Raw genomic sequence first — 17966 nt, forward strand, 5'->3', positions numbered from 1 at the left:
TCTTAGATTTTCTTTCTTAATCGCGCAACTGGAATGTCTAATTGTTCACGGTATTTTGCTATGGTTCTTCTAGCGATTGGGTACCCTTTTTCTTTTAAAATTTCCGCTAATTGATCATCTGGCAACGGTTTTCTCTTATCTTCTTCAGAAATTACTTGCTGTAAAATATTCTTAATTTCGATAGTAGAAACTTCTTCCCCTTGATCGTTTGTCATGGCTTCGCTGAAGAATTCTTTGATTAATTTTGTTCCATAAGGTGTATCAACATATTTGCTATTGGCTACACGAGAAACTGTTGAAATATCTAGTCCTACCATTTCTGCAATATCTTTTAGAATCATTGGGCGAAGTTTGGTTTCTTCTCCTTCTAAAAAGTATTCTTTTTGATAATGCATAATGGCATTCATCGTCACATATAAGGTTTCCTGACGCTGTTTAATTGCGTCTATAAACCATTTTGCTGAATCTAATTTTTGTTTGATAAATTGCACCGCATCTTTTTGTGAACTCGATTTTTCAGAAGTATCTTTATAACTCTGTAACATCTCCTGATAATCTTTAGAAACGTGCAATTCTGGAGCGTTTCTTCCGTTTAACGAAAGTTCTAATTCGCCATCGATAATTCGAATGGTAAAATCAGGAACAATATGTTCTACTGCTTTTTGATTGCCATCGAAACTTCCTCCTGGTTTTGGATTTAGTTTTTCAATTTCATCAATTGCTTTTCTTAATTGTTGTTGAGAAACATCAAATTTTTGCAACAATTTATCGTAGTGTTTTTTGGTAAAAACATCAAATTGTTGTTCAATCACATTAATAGCTAAACTAATTGAATCTGAAGGTGTTTTATGTTTTAATTGTAACAATAAACATTCTTGTAAATCGCGTGCTCCAACACCAGCTGGCTCTAAATCTTGAACTAAATGTAAAATTCGTTCTACCGTAGGTTCATCCGTATAAATACCTTGAGTAAAAGCTAAATCATCCACAATATCTTGAATGCTCCTTCTGATGTAACCCATGTCATCAATACTTCCCACTAAAAATTCAGCAATGTCACGTTCCTCATCGGTTAAAATAAAAGTATTTAACTGATTGATTAAATCTTGATGAAAACTCACAGGAGCCGCAAAAGGCATCGTTTTGTCTTCATCGTCATCGCTGTAATTGTTAGTTTGATATTTGTAATCTGGCGTTTCATCATTGCTTAAATATTCGTCAATATTGATGTCGCCTGTATCGATGTGCTCGTTATCGTAATCGTCGTAATCATCAGTATCACTTCCATAATCATCTAAATCGTAATTATCTTCCTTGCTACTTTCTTCCAAAGCAGGATTCTCTACTAATTCTTCTTGAAGACGTTGCTCAAAAGCTTGCGTAGGCAATTGAATTAACTTCATCAACTGAATTTGTTGAGGCGATAATTTTTGAGATAATTTGAATTGTAAACTGTGTTTAAGCATTTTTTGTTTAAAGTTTAAGGTTTCAAGTTTCAAGTTGCTTAATAAAAACAACCTGAAACCTGAAACTAGAAACAACTATTTTTAGAATTCTGCGTTTTGCGGTGTTCTTGGGAATGGAATTACGTCTCTAATGTTAGTCATACCCGTTACAAAAAGCACTAATCTTTCAAATCCTAATCCGAAACCTGAGTGTACAGCTGAACCGAATCTTCTCGTGTCTAAATACCACCAAAGTTCTTCTTCGTCAATTCCTAAGGCTTTCATTTTTTCAACTAATACATCGTAACGCTCTTCTCTTTGAGAACCACCAACGATTTCTCCAATTCCTGGGAATAAAATATCCATTGCTCTAACGGTTTCTTTTCCTGGTTCTGTGTTGTCGTTCAAACGCATGTAAAACGCTTTAATTTTTGCTGGATAATCAAATAAAATTACTGGACATTTAAAGTGTTTTTCTACTAAGAAACGTTCGTGCTCACTTTGTAAATCAGCACCCCATTCGTTAATGATGTATCGGAATTTTTTCTTTTTATTTGGAGTTGAATCTCTTAAAATTTCTATAGCTTCTGTGTAAGAAACACGTTTGAAGTTATTATCAAGTACGAAACTTAATTTTTCTAATAACGTCATTTCGCTTCTCTCAGCTTGAGGTTTTGATTTTTCTTCTTCTAACAATCTGTTTTCTAAGAATTTTAAATCATCGCCACATTTATCAACGGTGTATTTGATAACGTATTTGATGAAATCTTCTGCCAAATCCATGTTGTCAGCCAAATCATTAAAAGCAACTTCTGGCTCAATCATCCAAAACTCAGCCAAGTGACGAGAAGTGTTTGAATTCTCCGCACGGAATGTTGGTCCGAATGTATAAATTTGACCTAAAGCCATAGCAAAAGTCTCGCCTTCTAACTGCCCAGAAACGGTTAAATTGGTTTGTTTTCCGAAGAAATCTTCTTTGTAGTTGATACTTCCGTCTTCGTTTCTTGGAGCAGAACCATCAAGAGGTAAAGAAGTTACTTGGAACATCTCACCAGCACCTTCAGCATCAGAACCTGTAATGATTGGTGTATTTACATAGAAAAATCCCTTTTCTTGAAAATATTGGTGTACTGCAAAAGCTAACGTTGAACGCACACGCATAATAGCTCCAAAAGCATTCGTTCTTACACGTAAATGAGCATTTTCGCGTAAAAATTCTAACGAGTGTTTTTTAGGTTGCATAGGGAATTTCTCCGCATCACTATCGCCTAAAATTTCTAACTTCGTTACTTGAATTTCTACTTTTTGTCCCGCACCACGGCTTTCTGCCAAGGTTCCGGTTACGCAAATAGCAGCTCCAGTGGTAATTCTTTTTAAGGTTTCATCAGGTGTATTTTCAAAATCAACAACACACTGAATATTATGAATAGTTGAACCATCGTTCAACGCAATAAATTGATTGTTTCTAAATGTTCTAACCCAACCTTTTGCTGTTACTTCATGTAATGTTTTCGTGCTGTTTAAAAGGTCTATTACTTTTGAGTGTTTCATTTTCAATATTATTTATAATGCAAATATAGCTATTATTTGATTGTGTTTTTTATTCTTCTTTATCGTTCAAATTTTCTTCATTCCCTATTTTTTCATCGCTTAAAATATTGAAGGTAGGTTCTAAAAACTCTTGCTGATTGGCTAGTTTTTTGTTCAATGTTAGTACCAATGAAGGGAGTAAAACTAAATTAGATAACATCCCGAAAAGTAATGTTATAGAAACTAAACCTCCAAGAGCAATTGTACCTCCAAAACTAGAAAGCATGAACACAGAAAATCCAGAGAATAATACTACCGATGTATAGAACATACTTAATCCTGATTCTTGTAAGGTTGCAAAAACCGATTTCTTGATTTTCCAATTGGTTCTACCCAATTCTTGTCGGTATTCTGCTAAGAATCGAATGGTGTCATCAACTGAAAGTCCAAAGGCGATTCCGAATACTAAAATAGTGGACGGTTTTAAAGGGATGTCAAAATATCCCATAATGCCCGCAGTCATTAGTAAAGGAAGTAAATTCGGAATTAAAGCCACGACTATCATCTTAATCGATCTAAACATAAAGGCAATTAAAAGTGCTGTAATGAAAATCGATAAGATTAACGATTCTACTAAATTGTCTAATAGATATTTGGTTCCTTTTTGGAAGACCAATGCTTTCCCAGTGATGGATACTTCGTATTTTTCTTTAGGGAAAACTTCGTTGATTTTTTGTTGTAATTTGCTTTGAATAGCATCGATATTATTAATTCCTTCATCTTTAATGAAAGTAGTAATTCGGGCATATTGACCGGTTGAATCTACGTAGCTTTTCATTACATTTTCTTTGCTGTCTTTTACCGAATTTTTAGCATACGATAAAATGAAAGCTTGCTCCTGAGTTGTTGGCAAACTATAGTATTCCGGATTGTTGTTGTAGTATGCCTGCTTCGAATACTTCACTAAATTCACAATAGAAATAGGTTGTGATAATTCTGGAATAGAATCAATAGTCTCCTGAAGTTCGTCCATTCGTTTCAAGGTAGTTAACTTCATAACACCTTTTTTACGTTTGGTGTCAATCATAATTTCGATTGGCATTACGCCATCAAATTCTTTTTCAAAGAATACGATATCATCGAAAAATGCTGCTTTTTTAGGCATGTCTTCAATCAAACTTCCTGAAACTCTCATTTTAAAAGTACCATAAAAACCTAATGCAAGCAAAGAAAATGCTACTGTATAAACAATAGTTCGTTTGTTTTTGATGGTTTTTTGAATCCAATTTAAGAAACTTACCGAATAACTTTTTTCCAAGTGATCTAAATGACGTTCTTTAGGAATCGACATATAACTGTAAGCTACTGGAATTACAAAAAGACACAGTAGGAAAAGTGCAATAATGTTTATAGAGGTTACTATTCCAAATTCTTCTAGTAGTACATTATTTGTTACTATAAAAGTAGCAAAACCAAATGAAGTGGTAAGATTGGTGATTAAAGTAGGGGTGCCCACTTTAGTAATTACTCGAACCAAAGCTTTAGCCTGATTTCCATGAATTCTACATTCTTGATGGTATTTATTCGTAAGGAAAATACAGTTTGGAATTCCAATTACAATCATTAAAGTGGGTACTAAGGCTGTTAAAACCGTAATTTCATAACGCAATAGACCCAAAAATCCAAAGGACCACATTACTCCAACAATAACAATACAAATCGATATTAATGTAGTTCTGAACGATCGAAAGAAGAAAAAGAAAATTAGTGAAGTTATTCCTAATGCCGCCCCAATGAAAAGGCTAATTTCGCTAATAATGTATTCCGAATTTAACGATCTAATGTAAGGCATCCCCGATACGTGAAGGTCAACTTTTGTTTCTTTTTCAAAAGATTCAATAGCAGGAATAATTTTCTTAAGAACCAGATTTTTACGTTCGGGAGTATTTACAATTTTCTTATCTAAATAAATTGCAGAACGAATTATACCTGATTTGTTGTAAAGTAACCCTTCATAAAAAGGCATTTGATGGATTAATTCTTCCTTTTTTTCTTTAAGATAATTGGCATCAGAAACTTTTGCAGGATTAATCAAAGAAGTAAGTTCAAAAGTAGATAAACTATCATTCTTTTGTAATTTCTTTAAGTTATCCAAAGAAATTACTAAATCAACCTCTTTGTTTTGTTTCAATTGGGTCATTAATTTTTCCCAAGAAGCATAAATTTTTGGAGAAAAAATAAGACTATCTTGAATACCAATTACAATAAGGTTTCCTTCTTCTCCAAATTTGTCTAAGAAAGCATTGTATTCTATGTTGGCTTTCTCGTTAGCGGGTAATAAGTTAGCTTCGGTATTTGTGAATTTTATGTACTTCCATTGCGAAGCCATAAAAACGGTAAAAATCGCAATAAAGACTAATAATCCAATTCTGTTTCTTAATATTTTACTGGCAATATAACCCCAAAAACTAGGGTTTAATCTCTTTAACATCTCTCAAAAATTAGGGTGCAAAGGTAACGATTATTGCTTAAAATATTGGTGTTGAGCGTAATTTTTAAGTTAAATTTAGAATCCTAAATCTAAATAATAAGAAACTTTAATGGCAATGTTGTCGTCAAAATTAGGTAATTGATTTGGTCCATATCTGTAAAAAGCAACCAAACCAAAACCTTTGAAAATTTTGTTACACTCCACACCACTTTCAAAAAATCCATCTTCAAGTGTTTTGTAATTGATGCCTAGATGTTGCTGGTTGCTTTCGTTGTTTGAGCCAACAGCCATTCTGGTAACCACTGTAAATTCAGGATTAATTTTGTATCCTAAGCGTACTTTGTTAAAGGTGTGTTTTAATTGTAATGAAGCATATCGATTAGAAAAAAATTCGTTAAAGTACATCGTTTCAAAACTGTTTTTTCCAGCAAAAGTGATTCGTTGTAGAATTGCATCTCTATTCAAATTATTGGGAACAATACTGTATAAATGCGTAATTGGAACATCTCCAAAAGCAATTCCAGTTTGCAATAAAATAGAACTTTTTTGACCCGATAGATAAGGTAATTCGTAATAGGTTTTAAAATCAATTTTAGTAAAGGTAAAATCGTTATCTAAGATATTGGGTAATGTTTGGGTCAGTTGTAATGAAAATTTTGGATGGCGTTTTTCATATTCAATTTTACCCATTGGAGTTTGCATATAATTGCTAAATGGATTCCACTGAAAAGCTAATTGAGCAGCGGTTATACTGTATTCTGTATAAATTTTATTGTCATTAACGAAGGTATAATCAAATAAAGGCTGAATTTGATTATTTGAAATTCCAAAATAGCTCGAAGTTTTAGGTAGTATTTTACTTTCAACAAATATAGAACTTAACTTGTTGTTGTAAAAAGTTGAAATGTTAATTGGTCGAGGATCATATATTTTAAATCTCCTAGAATCTGTAACGAAATTAGTTTGGGCAATTTCGCTAATATCGTCAGAATAGGAAGCACTTACCCAAGTTTCGGTTTTTTTATCTGCTAAATAGGAAGGGGTAATCCCAAATTTGAACTCTTCATCTTTTAAACCAAAAGCGCCATAAAAAGCTACTTTGTATTTTTCAGATAATTTAGAATTAGTAATAGCCCCTAATCCCAGACGGAATCCTTCAAAATTGTTGTATTTTACAATACTCCTTAAATCAATATCAAAGATAGAAATAGGGAAATAACCGTTAATTATTTTTCTACCCAAAAAAACTTTATGCTCAATTTTTTCTGAAAGCGACAAGCTGTCAATTGAAGTGTAAGTGCGAAGTTTTCTTTTGTCTAAGGTGTCTTTTTTAAAAGCGTTCCAATATTCATTATCTCTTTTTAGGCTACTTTCTGGAATGTCAATTTTTACTCTAGGTTTTGAAATGTCCACTTTTTTATTAATTTCAATATCAAAAGGAGTTGATTCAATAACAACAAAAGCATGATCAGTAGCATTGTTGCTTTTTATTTCTTCTAAACTTGAACTAAATTTTATGGTTCCTCCTAATATTTTAATGTCTTCATGATTGTTGCCTTTAGAAACTTTAAATTTTCTGTTTTTTGGAAACCAAATAGCATGTTCTTTTTTATAATCAAAAGTATACGTTGCATTGATATTTACAACACCATAAATTCTAAAATAAGCTTGTGATATAGCATAATTTTGAGTGTCAATGTAAAGTAGCCCTCTTAGTCTGTTTGTGTTTAGTTTTTTTGGCTCGAAATATATTCGATAGGCACTTCTGCCATCAATTTTTACGGTATCCACTAACTTGTAGTTGTAAAGTCTTCGACCAAAATTTGAAATCGGATTTTGAACTGGAATTTCTAAAATCTCAAACGGATTCTCATAAGCGGAGTAGGAAATAAGTTTTAATCCTAAATATTCATAAATAGGTTGTTCAAAACCTGCCATTCTTGTAGCTAAAATGGTTTCTTTACTTTTTTTTTGATGGTGTTGGATTAAATTTACTTTCTCTGTTTGATACAAATGTTGTTTTTCAGAAAATTTCTTGAATTTGTAATTCGTAGAATCCAATTTCATAGTTGGTTTTCCAAAGAAACTTTTTTTGTAAATGGTGTCAATTTTTGAAGAAATGCTATCTGGATTAGCCGTAACTTGCGCGTATTCATAATTTTTATACTGAAAACTTTCCAAACGTTTTTCAGGATCGTTTAATTTTCGGTTCTCGATTACTTTTTTGATGATGTTGTTTACTTCAGTATCAGTATGAATTTCTGCTTTTTTTTCGTTTAAATCCGTAACAAGTTTGATTGTTATGTTTTTAATTCCATTTTCAGGATAAACGGTTTTTTCATAATAACCTTTAAAGTTTACTCTTACTGGAATTTTGATGTCTTTTACATCAATTGTAAATTTCCCTTCCCAATCGGCATTGAATTTTTTATTATCATAAGAAACGGAAGCAAAAGCAATAGGTACTTTTGAATCAAAGTCGATAACTTGTCCTTTAATTTTGGTTTGTGCTATAGAACTAGTAGTGATGAAAAAGCACAAAAAAAGCCAAAAGTATTTCATGAAGGGTTTTATTTCTTACAAATATATTCAAAATAAAAAATCCCGACTATGAATCGGGATTTAAAATTTATACTTTCATGATTTCAGCTTCTTTAACGGCTAAAAGTTCTTCAATTTTCTTGATGAACGCATCTGTTAATTTTTGAACATCTTCCTCTGCTTTCTTGCAAATATCTTCAGCAGTACCGTTTTTTTCTTCTTTTTTGATATCGGTATTAGCATCTTTTCTGTGATTTCGGATACCAATTTTTGCTTCTTCTGCCTCGTGTTTCGCTTGTTTAACTAAGTCGCGTCTTCTTTCTTCTGTTAAAGCCGGGATGTTTATGATGATATTTTCACCATTGTTCATTGGGTTTAATCCTAAATTAGCAATCATAATTGCTTTTTCAATTGGACCTAACATGTTTTTTTCCCAAGGAGTTACTGTTAACGTTCTTGCATCTGGAGCATTAATATTTGCTACTTGTGAAATTGGTGTTTGCGAACCATAATAATCCACAAAAACTCCACCTAGCATTTGAGGAGAAGCTTTTCCAGCTCTAATATTTAAGAATTCTTTTTCTAAATGAGCAATCGAACCATTCATAGCTTCTTTTGCACTGTCTAAAATAAAGTTAATCTCTTCTGTCATATCTCTAAATTTTTACTTCGTACTTCTAATTTTGTACTTTATACTATATTGTTACTGTTGTTCCAATTGTTTCACCTTCACAAACTTTTAATAAATTACCATCTTTGTTCATATCAAATACGATAATAGGTAGTTTATTTTCTTGACTTAGCGTGAAAGCTGTTGTGTCCATTACATTTAATCCTTTTGCTAATACCTCTTCAAATGATATGTAATCAAATTTTACAGCCTCAGGATTTTTCTCAGGGTCGGCATTATAAACACCATCTACACGGGTTCCTTTTAAAATTACATCAGCACCTACCTCAATTCCTCTTAAAACAGCAGCTGTATCCGTTGTAAAATATGGATTTCCTGTTCCAGCACCAAAAATTACAATTCTTCCTTTTTCTAAATGGCGAGTTGCTCTCCTTTTAATATAAGGCTCAGCGATAGCTTCAATTTTTAAAGCGGTTTGTAAGCGAGTTTGCATTCCAGCTTCTTCTAAAGCACCTTGTAACGCCATGCCGTTAATAACTGTTGCTAGCATTCCCATGTAATCTCCTTGCACTCTGTCCATACCGTTGCTGGCACCTGCAACTCCTCTAAAAATGTTTCCACCACCAATTACAATAGCAATTTCAACTCCTTTATCGTGAATTTGTTTGATTTCTTGCGCATATTCAGCAAGGCGTTTTGGATCAATTCCGTATTGTCTGTCGCCCATTAAAGCTTCACCACTTAATTTCAGAAGAATTCTTTTATACTTCATTCTTATTTTTGTTTTTAAAGGAGTCATGCTTTCGCAAGCTCAAGTCATTGTGTTGTATTATTTTGGTGCAAATATAGTTAAATCGGTTTTTTCTAAAAAAAATGTTGGAACAATTATAAATTTAATTCTTCAAATGATTTTTTTGCTTCGTTATATCCAATTTCAAAAATGGTATCCATCTTAGTTTTACTGGTTTCAAATGTACTATAATTTGCCAATTCTTTGGGTTCGATAACCCAATCACACAAATTGAATTTCTGATAATTATAATTCGCATACAACAAATCAAAGGCTCTACTAGTAACGGATTTTATGGATTTTAAATCTTTGGATTCTATATTTTGAATTGGACTCACATAAACTCCAATCAAATAATCGCATCGTCCTTGTAAAATATCAGCAGGAAAGTGATTCAAAATTCCGCCATCGCTGTATAAATTTTTATTGATTTCATAAGGTGATAACATTCCTGGAAATGATGAAGAAGCTAATATAGCATCGGTAAGTTTTGTCTCGGAATTAAAGATTTTCAGTTTTCCAGTAACTAAATCGGTCGCTGTGATGTAAGCTGGAATTGTTAATTCGCCCAATTTTATATCACCTAAAACTTCTACAAAATAACTTTTAAATGATTCCGAATCAATCAAACCTGCTTTTTTGAAAGTAAAATGCTTCCAATGAAAAAAATAAATTGACTTGAAAAATTCCAGAATTTCTTCGGGTGTTTTTCCAAATGCAAATAATCCACCAACGATGGCACCCGCACTTGTTCCTGCAATACAAGAAGGTTGCATCCCTTTTTCAGTTAAAAATTGCAAAGCTCCTGCATGAGCAATTCCTTTAGATCCGCCACCAGATAGTACAACTCCGATTGATTTTGATGCCTTTTCCATCTGTAACATTTCTTACATATTAATATCAAAAATAGAACTAAATTTGTCAAATAAAGTTAATATGATGATAAATACTATAAAACAAGTATTAGAAAACAGTTTTTCTTATGCTGATTACCGAAAAAAAGTAGCAAATTTAATAGCAGAGGGAAAATCTACAGGCCATGAACAATCAGCCGATTTACTTCATTATTCGGAATTAAACGAAACCCGAATGCATCGTTTGGATAAAACTATCGAGGTTATCGATGAAATGAAAAATAAATTACAAAACCTAGACAAAAAGTACATTTGGTTAGTTTTAAGTGAAGGTTGGTGTGGCGATGCCGCCCAAATTGTCCCTGTAATTCACAAAATGGCGGAAGTAACAGATAAAGTAGAATTAAAAATTGCTTTACGTGATGATAACGATGCTTTAATGCAATATTTTTTAACCAATGGAGGAAAAGCAATTCCAAAATTAATCCTTTTAGATGCCGAAACTTTGGAGGTTTTAGCGGATTGGGGACCAAGACCAGCAGGAGCAAAACAATTGATTTTAGATTACAAAGCGGCTCACGGAATTGTTGATGAAACCGCTAAAATTGAATTGCAAAAATGGTATTTACACGATAAAGGCATTTCGATTCAGAATGAAATCGTGGAACTACATGAAAATATCTTAGCGTAAAGTTCCAATAATTCTTAATTTATCAGAAGTGGAAATTCCGCCAGGGTTGCAACCTAGTTGACCTTCTGGGATTTCCATTTTTAGTTTTTCATAATAGTCTGTCCAAACTTCAAAATATTCATTTGATTTTGGTGATTTGAATGTCATCGGAACTAAATCAAACAATGGTTTTTTGTACGAATGCAAAAACGCATCATAAATTATTTCCGAACAATAATATTTTCCATTATCGTATAAATATTCGTCATCATAAGGAACTCCAACTTGTTGTAATGAAAACGAAATGGCTTCTGGAATGTATTTACGGTATTTTCTTTTTAATCTTCCAACGAACATTTCTTCTTTTGTGTAGGTTTTGAAGGTTTCGTAAGGAGTTATTTTTACTGCTTTTCCAGCGGCTTCAATTACGAAAATCGAATCGTTCTTAATGTACACCATTCCTAAATGACTGAAATCTTTCCCTTGATAACCTTCGGTTACTTCGTTAATAGCTTCGCAAAGTGGACCGCAATTCATCGATTGAAATAATAAATCGCCTGTTTTTAGTTTTACGTTTTGGGAGAAACTAAATTGGAATAGAACAAGAAGTAAGCTTGCAAAGTAAAATTTTGGTAAAAAAGTTTTCAAAAGATTAAATTTTTATTTTTTTGACAGTTTTTAAAATTTTTGGCGAATGACTTCCGTGAAAAGCTCTTAAAACTTCTATTCTATTGGTGCGAATTCTGTAAATAATTAAGTAAGAGCCTAAAATAATGTTACGATAGATTTTAGTTTTGGTTAGCAAATGGCGACATTCGGGATGAAGTAGGTATTCAGTTTCGAGTCTTTCGATGTATTTATATATTTCAGAAATGAATTCAGAAGCTAACCTTTCACCAAATTCAGCTAAACCATATTCATAAATATCAATCAAATCAAAATTATCAAACGGATAGGAAGTAACTACTTCTTTCTTTCTGATTTCCATTTTTCAAATTTCTCTTTAGATTCTTCAACAGTTAAAAACGGACCATTTTCCGCTTCTTTAATTAACTCAGCGAATGCTTTTTGAGACATCGGTTTGCCCGGAATGGCTAAGTTTTTATTTTTTTTATCTGCAGTTTTCATTAGAAAAGAAATTTATGCCACGTAAAAATAAGAAATAATTTGGTTCTAAACTTCAGATTTAGAATAATTTACCCTAAAGATTGTTCAAAATCTTCAGGTGAAATAGCATTTTTAACATCATAATCACCAATTTTTGTTCTTCGAAGCACGATTAAATGTCCGCCTGATTGTAAGGCTAAACTAAAATCATAAGCTAACGAACGAATGTAAGTTCCTTTACTACACTTAACTCTAAAATCGATTTCAGGTAGCTGAATTCGAGTGATTTCAAATTCGTAAATCGTAGTTTTTCTTGATTGAATTTCGACTTCTTCACCAGCGCGCGCGTGTTCGTACAAACGTTTTCCATCTTTTTTAATAGCAGAAAAAACAGGAGGTTTTTGGTCGATTTCACCTAAAAACTGTTTTGTAGTTTCCAAAATTAGTTCTTCGGTAATATGTGCTGTTGGGAAAGTAGCGTCAATTTCTGTTTCTAAATCGTAAGATGGAGTAGTGGCTCCAATCATAATCGTTCCTGTATATTCTTTGGCTTGTGCTTGAATTTCGTTAATGCTTTTTGTGAATTTCCCAGTGCATATAATCAATAATCCTGAAGCTAATGGATCTAAAGTGCCAGCGTGACCGATTTTGAATTTTTTCGGTAAATCGTATTTGCGCTTTAAAATGTATTTCAATTTATTAACCGCTTGAAAAGAGGACCAAGTCAAGGGTTTGTCGATTAAAAGTACTTTTCCTGCTAAAAATTCTTCGGCACTCATTATTTATATAAATTAAAGTACGCTAATAAAAGAATTCCAGCTACAATACGATACCATCCCCAAGGTTTGAAACCGTATTTTTTTATAATTTCGATAAAAAACTTGATTGCTAAAACCGCTACAATAAAAGCCACAACATTTCCTATGATGAACATTTTTGTGTTTTCGGGTGTTTTTAAAATCAATTCGTATCCTTTTAAGCCACTCGCTTCATATGATTTTAAAAAGATAGAATAACAGGTAACCGCTAACATGGTTGGTACTGCTAAAAAGAACGAAAATTCGGCTGCTGCTTGTCGGTTTAAGCCTTGTTGCATACCGCCAATGATACTTGCAGCACTTCGGCTGGTACCTGGCATCATAGCTAAACATTGCCAAAAACCAATAGTTACCGCCTTTTTTATGGTAATATCTTCTTCTTTAAAGATAGTAGGGTTCTTAAAAAATCTATCAACAAATAACAAAATGATTCCACCAATGATAAGTACAACAGCAATTGGTGTTGGATGTTCTAAAACCGCTTCAATTTTATCATCAAATAATTTTCCTAAGATTAAGGCTGGGATAACAGCAAAGGCTAGTTTAATAAAGAATTGAAATTTAGAGAAATCGAAAAACTTCTTCCAATACAAAACTACAACTGCTAAAATAGCTCCAAATTGAATAGAAACTTGAAACAGTTTGGTGAATTCCTCTTTTTCAATTCCAAAATAAGAACTCGTAAAAATCATGTGTCCCGTTGAAGAAACGGGTAAATATTCCGTTAGACCTTCAATAATGGCAATGATAATAGCTTGAAAAATATCCATAAAGTGTTACTTCTTTGGATTTTTTAAAATCGAATAAATTGTAATTCCAAATCCAATTAAAACTACCGTTGGAGCTAATCGAATTCTTCTAAAACTGAATAATTCATCTGCTTTAAAAACATTTGGATCATCGCTTCCTCCACCGCTCATTAAAATAAATCCTAGCGCAATTACTGCTAATCCAATTAAAAGAATTTTATAGTTTACCTTATCGAAAAGAAATTCAGGTTTGTTATTTTCGTTATTCATATTTTTTTTATTTAATTCAAAAATCTTTACATTAATAAAGATCATCTGTTTTTAAATTCAAGAATCGTTGCGTTGCAAAAAACGTACTAATCCAAGTGATTAGAATTCCAATTCCTAAAACACCTGTAATTACTATTCCAAGTGAAACGTAATCTTTAGCAATGCCTAAACTTGGGAATAATCCATCTATATAAATAGCCAAAGCAATAATTCCGATAATTGCTAATCCAGAACCAATTAATCCTAATTTAATACTTCTCCAAATAAATGGTTTTCTAATGAACGATTTTGTCGCTCCCACCATCTGCATAGTTTTAATAGTAAAACGATGAGAATAAATCGATAATCGCATAGAGCTATTGATTAACAACATCGCTACAACTGTTAAAATTCCGCTGATGATTAAAATCCAAAACGTGATTTTTGTTACGTTTTCGTTTACCATATCTACCAATTCTTTATCGTAGATAATTTCCGAAACCATTTCGTTTTTTCGAATGTTACGCTCAATTTTCTTGATACTATCGGCGTTAACGTAATCTCCTTTTAAGTGAATATCAAATGAATTTTGAAGTGGATTGAAGCCTAAAAACTCCATAAAATCTTTTCCTACGATATCTACATTATTTTTAGCCGCGCTATCCTTGTGAACAAACGCATATTCTTTGATGAATTTTGCATTTTTCATTTCAGTATCAAAAGCACTGATGATAGAATCATTTGCATCGTTATCAAAGAAAACGGTCATTGGGATGTTTTCTTTAAAATCGTTGGTTATCTTTTTCGAATTAATTACAAAAAGTCCTAAAGCTCCTAAAAGGAACAATACTAAAAAGATACTCAATACTACCGAAAAGTAGGATGAAATCAAACGTCGTTTGTTGTAATTTTCAAAAGATGATGCCATATAATTCTATTTAAGCCGTAAAAATAGTAAAGAAATTTTGTTTACATAGAATATAACAACAAAGTTTTAACTTTAGTATTATAAAATGTATTTTTGCACCGAAAAAAATAGTTTTCAGTCGCAGTCGCAGTCATCAGTTGTTCAAATTGAGGCTAAAAACTGAGACTGAAAACTGAGACTGAAAACTAAAATAATGAAGTACTTCCATAACGAAATCGAAGCCAAATGGCAACAATATTGGGCAGAGAATCAAACTTTTGCTGCATCAAATAATTCAGACAAACCAAAATATTATGTTTTAGACATGTTTCCTTATCCTTCTGGAGCGGGCTTACACGTTGGGCATCCGCTGGGTTACATTGCTTCTGATATTGTGGCGCGTTATAAAAGACATCAAGGTTTTAATGTTTTGCATCCACAAGGATACGATTCGTTTGGTTTACCAGCCGAACAATATGCGATTCAAACAGGTCAACATCCTGAAAAAACAACTCGTGAGAACATTGCACGTTACCGTGAACAATTGGATAAAATCGGTTTTTCGTTTGATTGGAGTAGAGAAGTGCGTACTTCAAATCCTGATTATTACAAACATACACAATGGATTTTCATTCAATTATTCGAATCTTGGTACAATAAAACTACTGATAAAGCAGAAAGCATTTGCACCTTAATTCAAGAATTCGAGAAAAACGGAAATACAAATGTTAATGCCGTTTGTGATGATAATATCGCACTGTTTTCAGCTGAAGATTGGAAATCGTTTTCATCAGAAGAACAACAAAAAATCTTACTACAATATAGATTAACCTACTTAGCCGAAACGGAAGTGAACTGGTGTCCAGCTCTAGGAACCGTTTTAGCGAATGACGAAATCGTAAATGGTGTTTCAGAACGTGGCGGACATCCAGTAATTCGTAAAAAAATGACGCAATGGTCAATGCGAATTTCTGCTTATGCGGAGCGTTTGTTACAAGGTTTAGAAACTATCGATTGGAGTGAATCTATTAAAGAATCACAAAGAAACTGGATTGGAAAATCGGTAGGGGCTTCTGTGACTTTCAATGTGAAAAATCATAATGAGGCTATAGAAGTATTTACAACGCGTCCTGATACTATTTTTGGAGTTACGTTTATGACATTAGCACCAGAACACGAATTGGTTTCAAAAATCACTACTCCAGAACAAAAAACAGCAGTTGAAGCGTATGTAGAAGCAACAGCAAAACGTTCAGAAAGAGAAAGAATGGCTGATGTTAAGACTATTTCAGGAGTTTTCACGGGTGCTTATGCGGAACATCCTTTCACAAAAGCACCTATTCCAGTTTGGATTGGCGATTATGTATTAGCTGGTTACGGAACGGGTGCGGTTATGGCGGTTCCATGTGGCGATGAGCGTGATTATGCTTTCGCGAATTTTTTCAAAGGCACACAAGGAATGCCTGAAATTAAAAATATTTTCAACCAAGATATTTCAGAAGCTGCTTACGGTGAAAAAGGTGGTTTTGAGTTAGTAGATTCCGATTTCTTAAATGGATTAGATTATAAATCGGGAACTAAAAAAGTAATTGAAGAATTAGAAAAAATTGGAGCCGGAAAAGCAAAAGTAAATTACCGTTTACGTGATGCGGTTTTCTCTCGTCAGCGTTATTGGGGCGAACCATTTCCAGTATATTATGTGAACGGTTTACCACAAATGATTGATAAAAAACACTTGCCAATCGTTTTACCAGAAGTTGAAAAGTATTTACCAACCGAAGACGGTCAGCCACCATTAGGTAACGCAACGGTTTGGGCTTGGGATAGTGTTCAGTGTTCAGTGGTTAGTAATCAGTTAATAGATAACGTAAAAGTTTTCCCCTTAGAATTAAATACGATGCCAGGTTGGGCAGGTTCGTCTTGGTATTGGATGCGTTACATGGATGCGAAAAATGAAAACGATTTTGCTAACGAAGAGGCATTAAAATATTGGGAAAACGTAGATTTATACATTGGAGGAAGCGAGCATGCAACCGGACATTTATTATACTCGCGTTTTTGGAACAAATTCTTAAAAGATAGAGGTTTCGCTCCAACAGAAGAACCATTCAAAAAATTAATCAATCAAGGAATGATTTTGGGAATGAGTGCTTTTGTGTATAGAAGTGAAGATTCTAAAACGCTATTTTCAAAAGGATTGATTAAAGATAAAAATGTTCAACCTATTCACGTAGATTTATCATGTATCAATGATATCACTAACGAATTAGATATTGAAAAATTCAAAGCACATCCATTATATTCGGATTATAAAGATGCGGAATTCATTTTGGAAGATGGAAAATACATAGTGGGTCGCGAAGTAGAAAAAATGTCAAAATCGAAATACAACGTAGTTAATCCAGATGATATTTGTAATGAATATGGGGCGGATACGTTGCGTTTGTATGAAATGTTCTTGGGACCATTAGAGCAAGCAAAACCATGGAACACGGCAGGAATTACTGGAGTTTATGGTTTCTTGAAAAAATTATGGCGTTTGTATTTTGATGATAATGGTTTAAACATCACCAATGACGAACCAACTGCCGATATGTATAAAACGCTTCACAAAACCATCAAAAAAGTTACAGAAGACATCGAGAATTTTTCTTTTAATACATCGGTTTCACAGTTTATGATTTGCGTGAATGAGTTGGCCCAACAAAAATGCCATCACCATGCGATTTTAGAACCATTAGCCGTTTTAGTTTCGCCTTATGCGCCACATATCGCTGAGGAATTATGGAGTGCTTTAGGTCACGATGGTTCTGTAGCAACAGTTGCTTTTCCAAAATTTGAAGAAAAATATTTAGTAGAATCGGAGAAAGAATACCCAGTTTCGTTTAACGGGAAAATGCGTTTCACGATTAAATTGCCTTTAGATTTAACGGCAGCTCAAATTGAAGAAATCGTAATGGCAGATGAAAGAACGCAAAATCAATTGCAAGGAAGAACACCAAACAAAGTGATTATCGTTCCAGGTAAGATTATTAATTTGGTGGGATAAAATCCTTTTTGTCATCCTATGTTTGCAAAAGGAAGTTCTTTGAAAATTTTATAAATTTATTTCAACAGAAGAAAGAGAAAGATAAAAGCTAAATCTTGTCATTGGTCAATTAAGACTGTTCGGAATGCTAGTTCC

16 protein-coding genes are annotated in these 17966 nt (G+C 33.0%); 2 read left to right on the plus strand and 14 right to left on the minus strand.

The genetic code is table 11. From position 1 onward, the window contains the following. Window positions 1-2: 2 nt before the first annotated feature. The 7 genes from rpoN to NAT47_RS04540 form a co-directional block, all read right to left on the minus strand. Complete coding sequence (rpoN, locus tag NAT47_RS04510) at window positions 3-1466, minus strand: RNA polymerase factor sigma-54 (protein ID WP_250580689.1); 1464 nt, start codon at window positions 1464-1466, stop codon at window positions 3-5. Window positions 1467-1547: 81 nt separating this feature from the next. Further along, window positions 1548-2996 (minus strand): asparagine--tRNA ligase, encoded by a 1449-nt coding sequence (gene asnS, locus NAT47_RS04515; RefSeq protein ID WP_250580691.1) that lies wholly within the window; start codon window positions 2994-2996, stop codon window positions 1548-1550. A 49-nt stretch (window positions 2997-3045) separates the two neighbouring features. Further along, a complete protein-coding gene (locus NAT47_RS04520) occupies window positions 3046-5466 on the minus strand; it encodes an efflux RND transporter permease subunit (protein ID WP_250580693.1) in 2421 nt (806 codons plus the stop codon). Window positions 5467-5541: 75 nt separating this feature from the next. Further along, the gene (locus tag NAT47_RS04525) at window positions 5542-8028 is read right to left on the minus strand and encodes a DUF5686 family protein (RefSeq protein ID WP_250580695.1); all 2487 of its coding nucleotides are present in this window, start codon (window positions 8026-8028) and stop codon (window positions 5542-5544) included. A gap of 67 nt (window positions 8029-8095) precedes the next feature. Beyond that, entirely contained in the window at window positions 8096-8659 is a 564-nt protein-coding gene (gene frr, locus NAT47_RS04530; RefSeq protein ID WP_250580698.1) for a ribosome recycling factor, read from the minus strand. A 43-nt stretch (window positions 8660-8702) separates the two neighbouring features. Further along, on the minus strand, window positions 8703-9410 hold the full coding sequence (pyrH, locus tag NAT47_RS04535; protein ID WP_250580705.1) for a UMP kinase: 708 nt from the start codon (window positions 9408-9410) through the stop codon (window positions 8703-8705). Window positions 9411-9523: 113 nt separating this feature from the next. After that, window positions 9524-10303 carry a patatin-like phospholipase family protein gene (locus NAT47_RS04540; protein WP_250580708.1) on the minus strand — a complete coding sequence of 260 codons (780 nt, stop codon included), beginning with the start codon at window positions 10301-10303 and terminating at the stop codon, window positions 9524-9526. A 64-nt stretch (window positions 10304-10367) separates the two neighbouring features. Between NAT47_RS04540 and NAT47_RS04545 the strand changes: the two genes are divergently transcribed. After that, window positions 10368-10973 carry a thioredoxin family protein gene (locus tag NAT47_RS04545; protein WP_250580710.1) on the plus strand — a complete coding sequence of 202 codons (606 nt, stop codon included), beginning with the start codon at window positions 10368-10370 and terminating at the stop codon, window positions 10971-10973. On the opposite strand, the gene NAT47_RS04550 is transcribed toward NAT47_RS04545, so the two are convergent. From NAT47_RS04550 to NAT47_RS04580, 7 genes are all read right to left on the minus strand, one after another. After that, entirely contained in the window at window positions 10965-11600 is a 636-nt protein-coding gene (locus NAT47_RS04550) for a YiiX/YebB-like N1pC/P60 family cysteine hydrolase (RefSeq protein WP_250580712.1), read from the minus strand. The genes NAT47_RS04545 and NAT47_RS04550 overlap by 9 nt on opposite strands. A 4-nt stretch (window positions 11601-11604) precedes the next feature. Beyond that, on the minus strand, window positions 11605-11940 hold the full coding sequence (locus tag NAT47_RS04555) for a type II toxin-antitoxin system RelE/ParE family toxin (protein ID WP_250580714.1): 336 nt from the start codon (window positions 11938-11940) through the stop codon (window positions 11605-11607). Beyond that, on the minus strand, window positions 11916-12080 hold the full coding sequence (locus tag NAT47_RS04560; protein ID WP_250580717.1) for a hypothetical protein: 165 nt from the start codon (window positions 12078-12080) through the stop codon (window positions 11916-11918). Before NAT47_RS04560 ends, NAT47_RS04555 begins: the two co-directional genes overlap by 25 nt. Before the next feature lie 68 nt (window positions 12081-12148). Beyond that, window positions 12149-12838 (minus strand): tRNA pseudouridine(55) synthase TruB, encoded by a 690-nt coding sequence (gene truB, locus NAT47_RS04565; protein ID WP_250580718.1) that lies wholly within the window; start codon window positions 12836-12838, stop codon window positions 12149-12151. Beyond that, entirely contained in the window at window positions 12838-13647 is an 810-nt protein-coding gene (locus NAT47_RS04570) for an undecaprenyl-diphosphate phosphatase (RefSeq protein ID WP_250580719.1), read from the minus strand. Before NAT47_RS04570 ends, truB begins: the two co-directional genes overlap by 1 nt. Before the next feature lie 6 nt (window positions 13648-13653). Beyond that, on the minus strand, window positions 13654-13896 hold the full coding sequence (locus NAT47_RS04575; protein WP_250580721.1) for a DUF3098 domain-containing protein: 243 nt from the start codon (window positions 13894-13896) through the stop codon (window positions 13654-13656). Window positions 13897-13927: 31 nt separating this feature from the next. After that, complete coding sequence (locus tag NAT47_RS04580) at window positions 13928-14803, minus strand: cell division protein FtsX (protein WP_250580723.1); 876 nt, start codon at window positions 14801-14803, stop codon at window positions 13928-13930. 193 nt (window positions 14804-14996) lie between these two features. Here NAT47_RS04580 and leuS point away from each other — a divergent pair, with 193 nt between their 5' ends. Then, a complete protein-coding gene (leuS, locus tag NAT47_RS04585; protein WP_250580725.1) occupies window positions 14997-17831 on the plus strand; it encodes a leucine--tRNA ligase in 2835 nt (944 codons plus the stop codon). Window positions 17832-17966 lie beyond the last annotated feature (135 nt).

Origin of the sequence: Flavobacterium fragile (assembly GCF_023634865.1) — a bacterium.
Lineage (GTDB): Bacteria > Bacteroidota > Bacteroidia > Flavobacteriales > Flavobacteriaceae > Flavobacterium > Flavobacterium fragile.

Coding starts and splice junctions, on each gene's coding strand:
- NAT47_RS04520 (WP_250580693.1), bottom strand. CDS start 5,466: ATGTTAAAGAGATTAAACCCTAGTTTTTGGGGTTATATTGCCAGTAAA.
- NAT47_RS04540 (WP_250580708.1), bottom strand. CDS start 10,303: ATGGAAAAGGCATCAAAATCAATCGGAGTTGTACTATCTGGTGGCGGA.
- NAT47_RS04560 (WP_250580717.1), bottom strand. CDS start 12,080: ATGAAAACTGCAGATAAAAAAAATAAAAACTTAGCCATTCCGGGCAAA.
- NAT47_RS04580 (WP_250580723.1), bottom strand. CDS start 14,803: ATGGCATCATCTTTTGAAAATTACAACAAACGACGTTTGATTTCATCC.
- NAT47_RS04525 (WP_250580695.1), bottom strand. CDS start 8,028: ATGAAATACTTTTGGCTTTTTTTGTGCTTTTTCATCACTACTAGTTCT.
- NAT47_RS04555 (WP_250580714.1), bottom strand. CDS start 11,940: ATGGAAATCAGAAAGAAAGAAGTAGTTACTTCCTATCCGTTTGATAAT.
- NAT47_RS04570 (WP_250580719.1), bottom strand. CDS start 13,647: ATGGATATTTTTCAAGCTATTATCATTGCCATTATTGAAGGTCTAACG.
- pyrH (WP_250580705.1), bottom strand. CDS start 9,410: ATGAAGTATAAAAGAATTCTTCTGAAATTAAGTGGTGAAGCTTTAATG.
- truB (WP_250580718.1), bottom strand. CDS start 12,838: ATGAGTGCCGAAGAATTTTTAGCAGGAAAAGTACTTTTAATCGACAAA.
- rpoN (WP_250580689.1), bottom strand. CDS start 1,466: ATGCTTAAACACAGTTTACAATTCAAATTATCTCAAAAATTATCGCCT.
- frr (WP_250580698.1), bottom strand. CDS start 8,659: ATGACAGAAGAGATTAACTTTATTTTAGACAGTGCAAAAGAAGCTATG.
- asnS (WP_250580691.1), bottom strand. CDS start 2,996: ATGAAACACTCAAAAGTAATAGACCTTTTAAACAGCACGAAAACATTA.
- NAT47_RS04545 (WP_250580710.1), top strand. CDS start 10,368: ATGATAAATACTATAAAACAAGTATTAGAAAACAGTTTTTCTTATGCT.
- leuS (WP_250580725.1), top strand. CDS start 14,997: ATGAAGTACTTCCATAACGAAATCGAAGCCAAATGGCAACAATATTGG.
- NAT47_RS04575 (WP_250580721.1), bottom strand. CDS start 13,896: ATGAATAACGAAAATAACAAACCTGAATTTCTTTTCGATAAGGTAAAC.